Here is a 16,085-nt window from a genome sequence, read left to right as displayed (position 1 = left end):
TCTGGGAACACCGATTAGCTTAAGTAAATAGAGAAAAATCGGTGTTTCAGGCCTGAACTGTTGCTATTTCTTCAGCAGCGCATGCCGCGTCAGGTAGTCCCTGAGAATAGCAGCCAGCTCACGAGGCTGGAATTTTGAAACATAGGCATCGGCGCCCACACCCACTCCCATGTTCTGGTTGGCAACCGCAGTCAGCGATGAGTGCATGATCACCGGCAAACCAGAAAAGCGGGGATCAGCCTTGATTTTCTGTGTCAGCACATAGCCATCCATTTCGGGCATTTCAACATCGGTGAGCACCGCCTGAATTTTGCTGGTGACATCAAGCCCGTCTGCCGCCGCCTGATCAGCCATCTTGTTGAGCAAGCTCCAGGCTTCTGCTCCATTGACAGTTCCTATGTGCGCCACGCCCATTGCATCTAGCGTTTTTACGATTTGTTTTCTAGCAACGGTAGAGTCGTCAGCAAACAAAATGGTGTAGTGCTCTTCGCTCTCAATTTTGTCAATGCCGTCAAAGACTGTGTCATCGTGAAACTCACCAGCATCGGCCAGCACTTTTTCAACGTCCATCAACATCACTAATCGCTTGTCACTCAACTCGGCAACCGCAGTGACCAAGCCTCCCATTCTACGCGAAATCAACGGCGGTGGTTCACGCACTTGTTGCCAGCTCAAACGCTGTATTGTGTCGACGGACGATACCAAAAAACCCTGAACGTGGGTGTTGTACTCAGTGATCATTAAAATTCTGGGTTCATCGGCAGATTTCAGTTTACAAAATTTTTGCAGGTTAATGATTGGCACCATATCACCACGCAAACTAACGAAACCTTCCACTCCTTCTGGCATTTCTGGTGCACTGGTTATTTCAGGAATGTTGAGCACCTCTCGCACTTTAAACACGTTGATACCAAACAACTCATTACGGCCGGTATCATCGTTGGTGCCGAGGCTGAACAGCAACACCTCAAGGTGGTTTGTACCAGCCAAATTTGTTCTTTCGTCTACTGAGTCGATGAATGTCGCCATCTGCTTCCACCTGAGTGTGAGTGTGCAATCATGATCGGCAAAAATTCGTCAAAAAAACGGCAAATAGTGCCAGCCATGAAGCTAAGACATACGCTGTGCATGTCGCTTGTTAGTGAACAATATCGCAGTGTCAGCACTGATTCAACTGATCGATATCGAAACATAGTAAGCAAATTTCAAGCCCATTCACTCACAAGCTGCCAAGACCAACAAAAAAGCAACGGACATTTCAATAATAAGGGTGTAAGATTGTTGTCATGTTGCAACTGCCAACATCATTATGCGCTCGTACGGGAACCGCTTTTACAAGTCATCCCGGCACCTTCCACCAGGCACTATTACGGCCTGTTCTGATATTTTCCAACAGAAGTATCTCCGGCTCTGTGCTCGACGAGGCAAAAAAAAAAGCTGCCGACACGTGTGTGTCTGCAGCTTTCATGTGTTTTCGGAATACTCCGAAAGCGGTATTTGGTGCCCAGGGGGAGACTCGAACTCCCACGTACATAAGTACACTAGCACCTGAAGCTAGCGCGTCTACCAATTCCGCCACCTGGGCAATTGAAGATGCGCAAGATACAGATTGAGATAACAACTGTCAATGACCAAGAAACATAAAAATGATCCATTCGGGGATCGCGAAGCCGAAAAATATGACAACCCAATCGCCAGTCGCGAGTTTATTCTCGAAGTTCTGAAACAAAACAACATTCCACTCAGCCAGCGCAGTATTGCTCGCTTGCTCAACATCAAAGGTGAAGAAGAAACTGAAGCGTTACGCCGCCGCCTGCGCGCCATGGAACGTGACGGCCAAATTCTGCGCAACCGCAAAAATGCCTATGGCATTGTCACCAAAATGAACCTGATACGCGGACGTGTAATGGGACATCCAGAAGGCTACGGTTTTTTGATTCCTGACGAGCCCGGCGAAGATCTGTTCCTTAGCGAACGGGAAATGCGTTTGGTTCTGCATGGTGATATGGCTCTGGCCAGAGTTACCGGCACCGACCGCAGAGGTCGCAAGGAAGGCGCCATTGTCGAAGTCGTTCAACGTGCCAATGAAAAGATTGTCGGCCGTCTGATTTCCGATGCGGGGGTGTTCTATGTGATACCGCATAACCGTCGTATCAGTCAGGATATTCTGATTCCACCTGCCGACTTGCTTGATGCTGTGAACGGCCAGATAGTTGAAGCCGCTATTACGGAACATCCTAACAAGCACCGTTCACCGCTTGGCAAGATCATCAACGTTCTGGGCGATCACATGGCGCCGGGAATGGAGATCGACATTGCCTTGCGCAGTTTTGAACTACCGCATGAATTTGATCCTGCATCACTCACTCAGGCAGAAGCCTTTGGCAGCAGCATTCCAGCTTCAGCCATCGATGGACGGTTGGATCTTCGGGAATTACCTCTGGTCACAATTGACGGTGAGGATGCGCGGGATTTTGATGATGCCGTTCATGCCGAACAGCTTGAATCAGGTGCGTGGCGACTTTGGGTTGCCATTGCCGACGTCTCTTATTATGTGACTCCTCACAGTCCACTCGATAAGGAAGCCGAAAAACGCGGAACATCGGTCTACTTCCCAAGCCAGGTCATTCCGATGCTGCCGGAAGCCCTGTCCAATGGACTGTGTTCACTTAACCCGGAAGTCGATCGCCTGTGCATGGTCTGTGAAATGGTGATCAATACCGATGGTGAAATTGAGTCATATCAGTTCCACCGGGCGGTGATGAACTCAAAAGCCCGGCTGACCTATAACAAAGTTGCAGCCATGCTGGTTGACGAAGATGCCGAATTAAGACAGCAATATGCTGCTGTCCTGCCCGGCCTTGAAACCATGTATCAGTTATTCAAAACCATGCTCAAAGCGCGTGAAGCCAGAGGCGCGATCGATTTTGAAATGACTGAAACGCAATTTGAATTTGATGAAAATCGCAAAATTGCAGCCATTCATCCACGTGAACGCAATGATGCCCATCGCCTGATTGAAGAATTCATGGTGGCGGCCAATGTGGCGGCAGCCAGGTTTCTACTTAAACATGAACTGCCTGCGCTGTATCGTGTTCACGAACTGCCCTCAATGGAAAAACTAGGCGCTTTGCGCGAGTTTCTCGGCGAGCTGGGCTTGTTTCTGGCCGGTGGTGACGAACCAGAACCCGGTCATTATGCCTCCTTGTTGAAAACGGCCAGCAAACGACCCGACAGTCATCTGCTGCAAACGGTCATGCTGCGCAGCATGAAACAAGCGATGTATAGCCCGGACAATATCGGCCATTTTGGTTTGGCACTTGAGGCCTACGCCCACTTTACCTCACCCATTCGTCGCTACCCTGACTTATTGGTGCATCGGGCAATTAACCATATCCTTAGCAAACAGAAGAAAGCCAAGTGGCCTTATTCCGAAGAGAATATGTCTCAACTGGGCGAACATTGTTCAATGACCAGTCGACGTGCTGATGAGGCTACACGTGATGTCAGCGACTGGTTGAAGTGCGAATTCATGCGTGACCGCGTTGGTGAAACACATGATGGCGTCATTAGCGGTGTTACCGGATTTGGACTTTTTGTTGAACTGAGTGACATTTATATCGAAGGATTGGTGCATGTAACTTCGCTGAAAAATGATTACTATCAGTTTGATGCCAGTGGACATCGCCTGACCGGAGAACGCACTCGCAAAGTCTACCGTCTGGGGGATACCGTCAAAGTCAAAGTGGTCAGGGTTGATCTGGACGAAAAGAAAATCGATCTGGAATTGGCCTGACAACATTTTTCCTTGACCAGAAAAATAAAGGCAGTACAATTACGTGCTTCCCGAAAATGGTCTGTTTTCAGGCTGTTTCAATAAAAATACTGTGGTGAGTGTAGCTCAGTTGGTAGAGTCCCGGATTGTGATTCCGGTTGTCGTGGGTTCGAGCCCCATCACTCACCCCACCCTTTAGAATATTGATGTGTTGGCAACTTGCATGGCCTGCCGAGCATCCGTATAATGCGCGTCTTCAAGCCGGTGTAGCTCAGTTGGTAGAGCAGCTGATTTGTAATCAGCGGGTCGTAGGTTCAAGTCCTATCTCCGGCTCCAAAATATCAAAGCCCTGAAAGTGTCGCTTTCAGGGCTTTTTTATTTTTCAAAAAATCTCATCATCAAACTTGTAGCGATATTTGAATTTTTCATTCTTGAAAATCGTCTCAACACTTTTACGAATTAAACCTGTGGTATCACTCGGTTTTCCCAGCAGCACATATCGCCTTCCCGACTGAGTGTGTCCTATGCCTGAGGACGGATCAAAGTGCTCAATCACCGTACTGTTACGAAAACTACAGTCCAGCCTGAACCAGCCGTCTTCGGCCGCATGTTGCATAACAAAATTGGGAGGTGTTCGACGAAGCCCCACAAAAATTGCCGAACCCGCCTCAAACTCCACAATATTCCAGTTCAGCAGTGTGATGGGCGGTTTAGCAGTTTTACTCATATAAAGACCTAAAAAAATCCTAACGACAAACAGACAGCAAAGTCCCAGTATAAGTGATCGTCTGCGGCATTATTCAATAAGCAAGTGCTCAAGCATTGATCCCGGATAACTATCAACCTGCCCGTCTAAACCGCTTAAATTTAACCAATCTTTGATCCAGCTCAAGTTCACGCCTGTTCGGACTTGTTCGATTATCTTGTGCATCGTAGATTCGGGGTAAGCCACACACCTACGGAGATCAACAATGAAACTAACGCACTTGCTCGCACTTTCCGGCAGCCTGTTGATGAGCAGCACTGCGATTGCAGATCGCATTCAGCAGGAGCCCATCAAACCGATTGAACCCGCCGTCATCACAGAGCCTGAGAAAGTTGAGTTGGGTAAAAAACTGTTTTTCGATCCAAGGCTATCGAGATCTGGCTTCATCTCCTGCAACTCTTGTCACAACCTCAGCATGGGGGGCAGTGATAACCTGCCGACATCTATCGGTCATAACTGGCAGGAAGGTCCCATCAATTCACCAACAGTGCTCAATTCCAGTATGAACGTAGCTCAATTCTGGGATGGCCGCGCGGCCACATTACAGGAACAGGCAGCCGGCCCGATTGCCAATCCGATGGAAATGGCTTTCACGCACACCCTGGCAATTGATGTGCTGCGTTCCATTCCACAATATGTAGCTGATTTTGAAGAAATTTACGGTACCCCTGAAATCGAGCTGGATCATGTCACCGATGCAATCGCTGCATTTGAAGAAACACTGGTCACACCCAACTCACGGTTTGACTTGTGGCTGAAAGGCGATGACAAGGCATTAACCGACGATGAATTGGCCGGTTACCGAAGATTTAAGGAAATAGGCTGCGTGGCCTGTCACAACGGTGCAGCAGCAGGCGGTACATCATTCCAGCGCATGGGGGTTGTGGAACCCTACGTCACCGATAATCCGGCTGAAGGTCGATATGCCGTCACCGGCAAAGATGCAGACCGCTTTTCATTTAAAGTACCTACGCTACGTAATGTTGAGCTGACTTATCCCTACTTTCACGATGGCGCCTATTGGACTCTGGAAGAAGCGGTTGATGTGATGGCAAGGTTGCAACTCGGTCAGCAACTGGCTCAGAGCGATATCGACAATATCACCGCCTTTCTGAAAACGCTGACAGGTGACCAACCTGATTTCAGTTTGCCGATATTACCGCCTTCTACCAACGATACACCAAGACCTGTTCCTTTTGAGTAACTAGCAAACTGTCAGCCGTGTCTTCAGATACGGCTGACAGTTTTGTTTCACACAGGCAATTCATCCAACGTATTCACCACTGCCGCATACAAATCTCTGGTTCCAGCCAAGGCGCCAGCCTGCACTTGTTCAGCACTCAGCAACTGTCCATCGGGTCCAGCCAATGGTCTGGTCGCCGTGGCACTTGCAACAATCGTGTTGTGATAGCCAAGGTTAAAGGCACCATGCGCTGTCGAGTTGACGCACATGTGGGTCATGAAACCGGCCAAAATGAGATTTTTCACACCCAGTTGTTTCAGCTTTTGATCCAGCGAGGTCTCAATAAAACTGTTGGGATACTGCTTAACGATGACCATCTCACCGTCCGTTGGCGCAACTTCAGAAGAAATGGCTCCCAGGTCTGTATCCAAATCATACGGCGAACCCGCACCACCATCATGCTGAATATGAATCACCGGTATCTGATGCTGCCGAGCCAGTTTCAATAGAGCCTGCGCCTGGCCGATAGCCGCTTCAACCCCGGTGAGTTGCATCAAACCTGTCCGATAAGTGTTCTGACAATCAATCAGCACCAGGGCCGATTCAGAAAGTCGGGAAGGCGTGTGTCCCAGACCGACAAGATCTCTCAGCGTTGTCGTTTGGCTCATGTCTGCTCCTTTGCAGTGAATTATAGATGGGCAATTCAGTTCATTCTGTGTGAGAAACTGATGGCATACGCCGCTGGACGGACCCTGAGAACCGGATCATCAGATATTTCAATGCCATCGGGTAATGCCAGTGGATTAAACATGGTTGCGCGTTCAAAAGCTGCAGCATCCTCATGCATGGCTTCCAGTTTCAGCAGGCCCAGTTCAACAACTGGCCTGTCTTCAGGCCAGATCACCGTGGCATCATTAACCTCATCGTCCGGTCCTGCCAGTTGAACTGAAAGTCTCATCAGCACAGCATTCTGTTGCAGACGCTGTGGTAATTCATTGACCAGATAGTCTGCATGCTGTTGTTTTCCTGTTTCGGCATCAAGGTGTTGCTCACCTTCCACTGGGCTGAGAATATAACGCCCATAAACAGCGTCTCCCTGGGCATTAATAAATCTGAAAGCGTTGACGCCATGGTAGCTAAGCGAAGCAAAGCTTTTGGGAAAGGGTTTGGGATGTTGAACAAATCTTTTTGCGCTGGGATGCGCTTCAAGAAATGTTTCAATTGGTTTGGGTGACGCCACATCGGGGCCTGACTGGCTAACCGCAGTGAGCATTTCCAGAAACAGCTCAGGCGTGCTCACCGGAAACATCGGAACCGAACTGAAGACCAGATCATGATATTCCTCATCACCCAAATCCAGTCTGATGGCAATACCTTTGGCCATGCCTCTTGGGTCATTGTCGGCAATGTCCGGAAAGCCTGTGGCATTGGAGAATCTCACAACAGCAGGCGAACTTTCCGTTTGTAAATGGCTGGCCTCACTGATGTTTTTAGCTGTTTCCGAGGGCGTAAATTCGCCGACGACAACAATTCCCTTGGTGTGGTTGGAACGCAGACCCGGCCGTGGACCGCTGAATAGCTGATGTTGAACATCAACTATTTTTTCAACCACTGAGACCGATGCCGGCTCCGCATAGAGGCCGGTGGAAAGTCCAAACATCACCAGCCAGCCAGCTACAAATTGTTTTTTCATCATGGACTCTTTCCTCTATAAGCATCAATCACATTGAACCGTGACATAATCTATCAGTCAGACAAAGCCAGAGGCATTTGATTTCACCAGACTTCTGCTGTGATTAAAAATACAAACAACAGTTATACCACCAAAGTTATCAAGTCTTTACCAGGAGAGATACTATGCAATGGATCACCAAGTTCATCTCAGGCACTGCTTTGCTTGTTTTATTCACATTCCAGACCGCAGCGATAGCTGAATATGCTTCGCCTCACACAGCTAAAGTCGAACTGGCAGCCATGAGTGGACTTGTGATGCCGGAATCCGCAGTGGCACATCCTGACGGACGTGTGTTTGTGACAGAAATTGGCGAATTTGGTGTTGATGGTGATGGCAAGGTCACCGTTTTGAATCTGGATGGCAGCTCAGAACCTTTGGTCACCGGCCTTAATGATCCCAAAGGCATTGCCCTGTTCGAAAACCAGCTATACGTGGCTGACAATGATCGACTGCTGCGTATCAGCCTGGATGGTCGTATGGATATCCTGGCCAATGCCGAAGACTTCCCGGGCACGCCTCAGTTTCTTAACGATGTCGAAATTGACGGGCTGGGCAACGTCTATATTTCCGACAGTGGTGACGACGACGGCAGACATGGCGGCATTTATCGTTATTCTGTCGAGGGTGTCATTGAAGAAATTCTCACTGATGCCTCAGCAATTAAACGTCCCAATGGTCTGCTGATGGATGGAATTGGCCAGTTACTGGTTGCAGATTTTGGCACCGGCAAGCTGTTTCGCTTTGATATTGATAGTGGCAATCTGACTGCGCTTAATCAGGGATTCGGCGGCGCAGATGGCCTGGTCAGAGACAGTTATGGCTTTCTGTACATCAGCGATTGGGCCAATGGCAAAGTCTGGCAACTGGTTGACCCACGTTCCACGCCAAAACTTATCGCCGATCACTATGAATCAGCCGCTGATATTGGCATTTCAGCAGACGGTCGATTCTTGCTGGTGCCTGACATGAAGGCAGGTACTCTGGAATTTTTGCCCATTCGCTAAGCATCTCAAGCCTGATGTGTATCATCAGGCTTGCATTATCGCTATCGCTGGATCAACATAAACGAGTCTTTTAATCCCTCCGGAGTTGATATGAAATTATCACCATGGGTGTTGGCACTCGCCAGCACTGGCCTCATGATGTCTGCCTGCAGTTCTGAATCATCTGATACTGATACCGTGCAATACCAGCCAGCGGCTGACGAACTCACTCTCAATATGGCTGATGAGGACCAGTTTCAGAGTAGCTTTGATGCCATTATGGAAACTCTGGATGATGATCAGCGCCAGCGCTTTGCAATAGCCCTCCAAGCTGCCGCCAATGAAGCCATCGAAGTAACTGATGCCAAACTGCGAGTTGAGGACCCAGACCGCTATGCGATCTGTGATGGAGAAGAAGTTGAGGTCGAAGTCCAGATTGACTGTTCGGTATGGTTTATGGGCGAGATGGATGACTGGCTCAATGAAACACTCGATGGTTCCTCAGCAAACAGCATCATCGCTCGATTCGGCCAATAAACTCAGTCCTGAAGTAATATCACCAGCAAGGCCAGGTTGATAAACAACATTATCAGGGCCAGACCTTTCCAGAATCGCAACGGGTCCCGTTCTAGCAGCGGGACATGTTGCTCCCTCAAGAACACCGGATTAGGCTTGCGCATATCGGCCTCAAACTCCGACAGCTTTTCATATCGCTGCTGAGGATTTAACTGTTGGGTTTTCCGGATTGCCTTATCCACCCAATGCGGAATATCCGGTTGGTAATTTTGCACTGAAGTGTAACTGAGTCGATTAAGATCACGTCGACTATTCACTTTGGCAATTTGCTCGCCATAGGGCAATTGACCGGTCAGCATCTGATAGACCAGTGCTCCCAATGAAAACTGATCAGATTGCGGGCTGCCGGGCTCACCGAGTAGATATTCAGGTGCGGTGAAAAATTTGGTCCCCAGCAATGTTTTGCGTTGAATCGGTGTGGCGATATCTGCAATGCCCGCAATCTTTGTCGAACCAAAATCAATGATTCTCAGCCCGCCCTCTTCAGTCAGCAGAATATTGCCCGGCTTGATATCCTGATGCAGCATGTCCAGTCGATGAAAAGCGCGTAAGCCGGCGATCAATTGTGGCAACAACTGCCTGACTTCATTCAGTGATAAATAACCTTGATCATCCAAATGTTGTTCGAGTGTCTTGCCTGGCAGATATTCCATGACGTAGTACAGAAATCTTCGGGGCCGCTTCTGCTCGATGGTCTTGACTACATATGGACTCTCGATGCGGCGGCCAACCCACTCTTCCAACTGAAATCGTTCAAGATAGGCAGGATCATCCTCAAAGTTGACCGAGGGTGTTTTCAATACCACTCGCTGACCACTGTCTTCATCAACGGCCAGATACAACTGACTGGTGGAGCTGGCATGAATTTCTCGAACGATTCGATAGCCATCAAGAATCATTCCCTCTTCCAAATCCGGCGGGAACGGCAGTGAAGTTAATCTTGCATAAACCTCATCGGCCTGAGGTTTGGGCAAACTATCAACGCACAGAATCTGACAACTGACATTGTCCTGACTCCCCTGGTTTAGAGCGAGTTCACATAGCGCTTGGGCACTGCTGTTGGGATCTTGAAGCTGTTTCAGATGGTTCTTGAGGCTTGCATCACTGATAAATTCGTAAACACCATCGGTCATCAAAACCAACAGATCCCCCGCCTCAAGATCAACGGATCGGTAATCAATTTCCAGGGTGTAATCAATCCCCAGCGCTCTGCCCAGATACTGTTTGCCTTGCTCAAGCGTGATCCGGTGGTCAGTAGTTAATTGTTCCAGATCCTGACCTCGAAACAGATAGATTCTGCTATCTCCGACATGAAACAGATGGGCTGTGGTGGATTTAATCACAAAGCCTGAGAACGTCGTGGCCAAACCCCGCGATTCATGCGCGAAATTCTGGCTCTGTCCACACAGCCAGACATTGATGGCGGTCAGCACTTTAGCGCCGGATTGCTTGACTGACCAACTATCCGGGGTACTGAAGTAGTCAGCCAGAAAACCTGTTACCGCCGCCTGACTGGCTTCTCGTGCTTTTTCACTACTGCTGATGCCATCGGCCAGAGCACATCCGAGGCCCTTATTTTCCAAAAGCACAGGATTGGCTGGCAAATGAAAACCAACCGCATCCTGATTTTCTGGTTTAACGCCTGGGCTGGAAAACTGACCACAGCGAACTTTTAATTGGCTCAAACGAACTCTCTAGTGAACATCAATCATCTGGACGGTGCCATCAGGCAATACCTCGGCCATCTGGCCGCGTGGCTCGTCCATAAACTGTACCACTATTAGCGTCACCACAGCCGTCAGGGCAATTACCCAGAAAAACAGCTGAGCCGACACGACCGACAACACGGTCAGGAACAACAAGGCTCCGACGTTACCATAGGCGCCTGCCATTCCAGCAATTTGGCCGGTCAGGCGACGTTGCACCAGTGGCACCACCGCAAAAACAGCGCCCTCACCCGCTTGTACAAAGAATGAGCATGCCATGGTAGCCATGACCGCCAACACGATGAACCACTCTGGCGTGATAAGCCCCATGACAAAATAACCTACTGACAACCCCGCCAAACAAATCGTCAGCGTCAGTTTTCGACCCCATTTATCACTGAAGTAACCGCCAGTCGGACGCGACACAAGATTCATGAAAGCAAAACCTGATGCCAGTAATCCTGCCTGAACGACGCTTATCTGGAATGTTTCGCTGAAAAATAGCGGGAGCATGGACACCACCGCCAGCTCAGAGCCAAAGGTCGCAAGATAAGCAAGATTTAGCACGGCGACCTGTTTAAATTTATAACGATGAATTTCCGGAACAGGTGTTGAGAAGATATGTTTATTCACCTGATAGATATGATAAAGCTGGTACAAAAATAACAGCACCAGGCCCACATAAATCAGCGAAGTGATTGTTTCCGACAGCAGACTGACACCCGATGGTGATAATTTCCAGGCGAGTAAGCCGAGCGCAGCATACATTGGAATATTCATCAGTACATACAGCACCAAATCGCCCTTGCTGGTCACTTCCATCGCACCGGATTTTTTCGGCTTGAAATAGGTTGAGCCTTTGGGTGTGTCGGACACACTGTTGTAGTAAACAAAGGCATAGACCAACGCAATCAGACCGGTCAGTGCTACCGCCCAGCGCCAGCCTTCATCTCCGCCAAAGATCAGTGCAATGGTTGGCAAACTCATGGCTGCAGCCGCTGAGCCAAAGTTGCCCCAGCCACCATAGATACCCTCAGCAAGCCCCACCTGTTTGGCCGGGAACCACTCTGAAATCATTCGGATGCCGATAACAAATCCAGCCCCCACGAATCCCAGTAAAAAACGCGCCAGGGCCATCTGCTCAAAGCTGTCAGCAATGGCAAAAAAGAAACACAATACGCTGGCAATGCCCAACAGCAGGGTGTACATGATTTTTGGGCCGTACTTATCGACCAGCATTCCCACCACAATTCTGGCAGGGATAGTCAAAGCCACGTTAAGAATGAGCAGCGTTTTGATTTGATCGTCAGTCAAACCCAAAGTTTCACGAATCGACACCAATAATGGCGCGTGATTAAACCAAACAACGAAACTGATGAAAAAAGCCATCCAGGTAAGATGCAGCACACGGCTGTTACCACTGAATGAAAAAAACCTCAAACTTGACGCAGACATATAAAGCTCACTTTAAAAAACATTCTGCGTCATTAAGCTGGAATCATGCCAAATTTTAAGCGATTGATTTTATTGGACCAGTCACTTTAAAACAGGTATTCCATGCACTTGTTTAAGGCGGCAAGCAATCAAATGAACCAAATTGGTGCAGTGCACAATCAGCAGGCAAAAGCGACGGCGTTCTTTCCGTTGTGCTTGACCGCGTACATGACATTGTCTGCGGCTTTAAGCAGCGATTCAAAATCGTTGCCATCGTCTGGAAAACGCGCAATCCCGACACTTGCTCCAATCAGGCATTGATGACCATCTATCACCACAGGTTCACTCAATGCCTGAATGATCTTGTGACCGATTCGCTGAATGTCTGATTTCAATGTTGTGCCAGTCAGCAGTACCACAAACTCATCGCCTGAAATCCGAGCAACATGATCACTGGCTCTGACCAGGCCATCAATCCGCTTGGCCACTTCAATCAGTAATCGGTCACCAACGGCATGCCCATAGGCGTCGTTAACAGCCTTGAACTCATCAAGATCAATAAACATTACCGCAAGCGATTGCGCCTGCATGCGGGCATGATGAATGGCCTGCTCTGCCATCTGAGTCAGCATCGATCTATTAGGTAGCCCGGTCAGTGCATCCTTATGCGCCATATCGCTGAGTTTTTGCTCGCGCAATTTTCGCTCTGAGATATCACGAATATCGGCAGATAGCTCCATGCTGCAGCCATCTTCACTGGGCGCTACCTGCATCAGCATTTCTGCAATGATGATGTCGCCGTTGATACCTTTTAAACCAACTTCACATCTATATTCGGGCAACGATTTATCCGCATTGATGAGTGCTATCAGCTTTTCAATATATTCAACAGAAGCAGGATCGAACAATTGCTCAAGCGGTTGATCCAGATAGTATTTTTCATCACGCCCCAACAATACCTTCACCGAAGCACTGATAAAGGTAATCAAGCCACTACCAGCATTAATGCCCAGAACAATATCCGAGCTTTTTTCCATCAAATTGGTGTAGTACTGATCTCGCCGAATCAGGCGGTGGATAGCCATGGCAAAAGACAGCAGGATCATCAGGACAATGATCGTTTGCAAGCCCCTTAACAAATAGGTCGAACGACGGGCATCGTCCTCCAGTTGATTGGTCAGAGTATTCATCAAATCCAGCAGCAGCAGATTATCTTGTGAAAGGCGTGAAACTACCGAAGGAAGGTAGGTTTCGTCACTGAGCAATAAATTCAGTTCCGTGAAAAGTGGTTGCCATATCTCCTGAGCTTTCGACAAGGTCTGACTGATATTACTGGTTACCTGCTTATCGACACGAATTGCCTCACCCGCAGCGCTGGTAGCTTTGCCCCCCTGATAAAAAGCGTTGAGAGTTTGATCAAATAAAAACACAGCTTCACGAAGTTCATCAAAGCTGTGTTCTGATGACAAACCCTGAGCGTGTTGATAGTGAATCAACATGACCGACTTGGTCATTTTTTGTGACAGCATTCGCTGACGACCGGCAATATTGATATTGACGGAGGAAACCTCAAGCTGCGCGGAGATGACGTAATTCATTGCCAACAAGGATAAGTCGAAAACCAGCACCATCGATAAGGGCAACAAAAAGTGCCGATATTTTCTGATGATTTCCCTCATGGGAAGTCTCCATCCTCATCAACAGATCGTTGATATTAAGGTCAAAGCCAGTTGATCTATTAGTCACTTCGCCTGACGAATAAAATCAACAGGCCCTAGTTATCCTGCCAATCAAGATCGCAACAAAATACAAATTGTTTGTCTGACGAAGTCACCGTTTGTGACACCGTGATGCACATTCTCGAGTCAGCAACTGAAAGGTAAGGTCGGCTCAGCTGCATTTGTCCTGGATGTTGCACCGCCCTGAAGTGATAGTGTTTGTGAGACCAGTTGGCGTTATCACCTGATAGCAGCGGTGTAAAACGAACATCCATGGTTTGCTGGTAATGCGGAGAGTAGATATTGCGTGCCATCTGATAGCCAGCATCATCCAACAGGTAACACCTTACTGAACGCTTTTCAGCAAACAGAATCTCGCTGCTTTCTTCAAAGTTCTGAGTCACTGAAAAATGATTGATGGCACGCTTGAACAAACGCTCGATCTTGCGGAAGTTTTCGTTGATCTGATGAGTATTTTTAAAACGTTGCCGTTGCTGATGCTGCAACAGCTCATCGATTACCGAAACAAATTCTTCATGATTCGAGCTTATTAACTGCTGCGGTTTTGCAAAGTAAAACCCCTGCACCATATCAGCGTTGGCGGCTATGGATACCAGCGCCTCGCGCCTGGTTTCGACCCCCTCCAATACCACCAGACTGCCAGCTTCGTGGATCAAGGAAACGATCCCGGTGAGGATACGTTCAACCCGGCTTGATTTACCCGCCTCCTGGACCAGACTGCGATCAATTTTGACAATATCCGGCTCCAGCTCCCAAATCCTGTCAAAATTGGAATGGCCTGCACCAAAATCATCAATCGCTATCAAACAGCCCAGACTTCGAAAATGTTTAATCAGTTGTTTCAGGTATGAGCGATCGGTAATTTCACTTTCCAGAATCTCAATCACAAGCCGGGACGGGTGAATGCCTGTCGTCTCAAACAGCCTGTTCATAAAACCGGCATCCGGTTGTTCGGTCACCAAACATTGTGAATTAAGGTTGAGAAACAACCAGCAATCCCCTGTTTCCTGTCGGGCAAAATTTTGCAAATGCAATTGCCGACAGGCCCGATCAAGTTCGAGGTTTTCCTTGCTGTTATTGGGCAAAACCAGCACTGCAGGTGGGGGAATCAGAGCACCACTATCAGTTGATGCCCTGAGCAAGCCCTCATAACCCACCGGTCTTCGGTGGGAAATACTGAAAATTGGCTGAAAGTGACTGCTGAGGGTGAGTCCCTGATATTCAGTCGTTACCCAATGCCGAGCCACGGTTTCAGAAAGTTTTTTTTGCACCCATAAAGCCTTATGAAGTTGTTCATACAATCCACTGTCCAGCATCAGACCGATTCCATCCATAGGGCTCGATGAGTCATAAAAGCTCAACGTCTATCCACTTGCCTGGACTATGCCACTTTACGCGCATGACGTTCGTGCAGGAAGTGAATCACTTCTGAACGATAGTGATTATATTGCTGATCATCTGCCAACTCGAGTCGCTTGCGCGGTCGCGGCAGATTTACCTCCAATATTTCACCAATGGTCGCGGCGGGTCCATTTGTCATCATTACAATCTTATCTGACAGTAGTACTGCTTCATCGACATCGTGAGTAATCATAATCACCGTGTTATTCAACTCCGACTGAATTTCCATCAGTGAGTCCTGTAAATGTGCCCGAGTTAGTGCATCCAATGCACCAAAAGGTTCATCCATGAGTAGCACCTTGGGCTCCATTGACAGCGCACGTGCGATTCCTACACGCTGTTTCATGCCTCCGGAAATTTCAGAAGGCAATTTGTCTTTCGCATGCATCATATGTACCAACTCAAGGTTGTGTTCAACCCATTCGCGAATCTGTTTACGATTTCGCCGGTGTCCCGACACTGATTTCACTGCCAGCTCAACATTCTGATAGCAGGTTAACCAGGGAAACAGAGCATGATTCTGAAACACAATGGCTCTATCGGGCCCAGGCTCATTGACTTCCTTGCCCTGTAACACCACGCCACCTTCAGTAGCTTGATACAAACCACCGACAATATTCATGACCGTGGACTTGCCACAGCCCGAGTGTCCGATAATGCTGACAAACTCACCTTTATTAATTTTCAGATTGACATTATCCAAGGCGCGAAACGCTCCATTAGCGGTCGGAAAATCAATGCTGACGTGATCAAGATTCAAATAGGCATCCATAATTCGGCGCTCCTC

13 protein-coding genes and 3 tRNA genes are annotated in these 16,085 nt (G+C 48.4%); 6 read left to right on the top strand and 10 right to left on the bottom strand.

The annotated features are described in order from the left end of the window. Nucleotides 1–63: 63 nt before the first annotated feature. Both MPL1_RS10370 and MPL1_RS10365 read right to left on the bottom strand, forming a co-directional pair. Nucleotides 64–1,029, bottom strand: a complete 966-nt coding sequence (locus MPL1_RS10370; protein ID WP_009727089.1) for a chemotaxis protein — start codon at nucleotides 1,027–1,029, stop codon at nucleotides 64–66. Nucleotides 1,030–1,498: 469 nt separating this feature from the next. Continuing rightward, nucleotides 1,499–1,585: transfer RNA gene (locus MPL1_RS10365), tRNA-Leu, on the bottom strand. A gap of 42 nt (nucleotides 1,586–1,627) precedes the next feature. Between MPL1_RS10365 and rnr the strand changes: the two genes are divergently transcribed. The 3 genes from rnr to MPL1_RS10350 all read left to right on the top strand — a co-directional run bounded on the left by rnr (nucleotide 1,628) and on the right by MPL1_RS10350 (nucleotide 4,111). Further along, nucleotides 1,628–3,796, top strand: coding sequence for a ribonuclease R (gene rnr, locus MPL1_RS10360; protein WP_009727088.1), 2,169 nt, complete (start codon nucleotides 1,628–1,630; stop codon nucleotides 3,794–3,796). A gap of 94 nt (nucleotides 3,797–3,890) precedes the next feature. After that, nucleotides 3,891–3,966: transfer RNA gene (locus tag MPL1_RS10355), tRNA-His, on the top strand. A 69-nt stretch (nucleotides 3,967–4,035) separates the two neighbouring features. Further along, nucleotides 4,036–4,111, top strand: a tRNA-Thr gene (locus MPL1_RS10350). Between the two features lie 46 nt (nucleotides 4,112–4,157). Here MPL1_RS10350 and MPL1_RS10345 read toward each other — a convergent pair. After that, a complete protein-coding gene (locus MPL1_RS10345) occupies nucleotides 4,158–4,502 on the bottom strand; it encodes a hypothetical protein (RefSeq protein WP_009727087.1) in 345 nt (114 codons plus the stop codon). 244 nt (nucleotides 4,503–4,746) lie between these two features. Here MPL1_RS10345 and MPL1_RS10340 point away from each other — a divergent pair, with 244 nt between their 5' ends. Further along, on the top strand, nucleotides 4,747–5,745 hold the full coding sequence (locus MPL1_RS10340) for a cytochrome-c peroxidase (RefSeq protein ID WP_009727086.1): 999 nt from the start codon (nucleotides 4,747–4,749) through the stop codon (nucleotides 5,743–5,745). A 47-nt stretch (nucleotides 5,746–5,792) separates the two neighbouring features. Here the strand turns inward: MPL1_RS10340 and MPL1_RS10335 are convergent, their stop codons facing one another. Continuing rightward, nucleotides 5,793–6,392, bottom strand: a complete 600-nt coding sequence (locus MPL1_RS10335; protein ID WP_009727085.1) for a cysteine hydrolase family protein — start codon at nucleotides 6,390–6,392, stop codon at nucleotides 5,793–5,795. 35 nt (nucleotides 6,393–6,427) lie between these two features. Beyond that, the gene (locus MPL1_RS10330) at nucleotides 6,428–7,420 is read right to left on the bottom strand and encodes a catalase family peroxidase (protein WP_009727084.1); all 993 of its coding nucleotides are present in this window, start codon (nucleotides 7,418–7,420) and stop codon (nucleotides 6,428–6,430) included. Between the two features lie 161 nt (nucleotides 7,421–7,581). Here MPL1_RS10330 and MPL1_RS10325 point away from each other — a divergent pair, with 161 nt between their 5' ends. After that, nucleotides 7,582–8,463, top strand: coding sequence for an SMP-30/gluconolactonase/LRE family protein (locus tag MPL1_RS10325; RefSeq protein WP_009727083.1), 882 nt, complete (start codon nucleotides 7,582–7,584; stop codon nucleotides 8,461–8,463). Between the two features lie 90 nt (nucleotides 8,464–8,553). Beyond that, on the top strand, nucleotides 8,554–8,979 hold the full coding sequence (locus MPL1_RS10320; RefSeq protein ID WP_009727082.1) for a hypothetical protein: 426 nt from the start codon (nucleotides 8,554–8,556) through the stop codon (nucleotides 8,977–8,979). Between the two features lie 2 nt (nucleotides 8,980–8,981). Here the strand turns inward: MPL1_RS10320 and MPL1_RS10315 are convergent, their stop codons facing one another. The 5 genes from MPL1_RS10315 to MPL1_RS10295 all read right to left on the bottom strand — a co-directional run bounded on the left by MPL1_RS10315 (nucleotide 8,982) and on the right by MPL1_RS10295 (nucleotide 16,070). Continuing rightward, the gene (locus MPL1_RS10315) at nucleotides 8,982–10,703 is read right to left on the bottom strand and encodes a bifunctional protein-serine/threonine kinase/phosphatase (protein ID WP_009727081.1); all 1,722 of its coding nucleotides are present in this window, start codon (nucleotides 10,701–10,703) and stop codon (nucleotides 8,982–8,984) included. Between the two features lie 9 nt (nucleotides 10,704–10,712). Continuing rightward, nucleotides 10,713–12,179 carry a NarK family nitrate/nitrite MFS transporter gene (locus MPL1_RS10310; protein WP_009727080.1) on the bottom strand — a complete coding sequence of 489 codons (1,467 nt, stop codon included), beginning with the start codon at nucleotides 12,177–12,179 and terminating at the stop codon, nucleotides 10,713–10,715. A gap of 158 nt (nucleotides 12,180–12,337) precedes the next feature. Continuing rightward, nucleotides 12,338–13,837 (bottom strand): diguanylate cyclase domain-containing protein, encoded by a 1,500-nt coding sequence (locus MPL1_RS10305; protein ID WP_009727079.1) that lies wholly within the window; start codon nucleotides 13,835–13,837, stop codon nucleotides 12,338–12,340. A gap of 95 nt (nucleotides 13,838–13,932) precedes the next feature. Further along, nucleotides 13,933–15,213 (bottom strand): EAL domain-containing protein, encoded by a 1,281-nt coding sequence (locus MPL1_RS10300; RefSeq protein WP_009727078.1) that lies wholly within the window; start codon nucleotides 15,211–15,213, stop codon nucleotides 13,933–13,935. Between the two features lie 65 nt (nucleotides 15,214–15,278). Then, a complete protein-coding gene (locus MPL1_RS10295) occupies nucleotides 15,279–16,070 on the bottom strand; it encodes an ABC transporter ATP-binding protein (RefSeq protein ID WP_009727077.1) in 792 nt (263 codons plus the stop codon). Nucleotides 16,071–16,085: the final 15 nt, after the last annotated feature.

The organism is Methylophaga lonarensis MPL (assembly GCF_000349205.1).
Classification (GTDB): domain Bacteria; phylum Pseudomonadota; class Gammaproteobacteria; order Nitrosococcales; family Methylophagaceae; genus Methylophaga; species Methylophaga lonarensis.
Note: the sequence above shows the minus strand (reverse complement) of the source record. Positions and strands in the feature narration are given on the sequence as shown.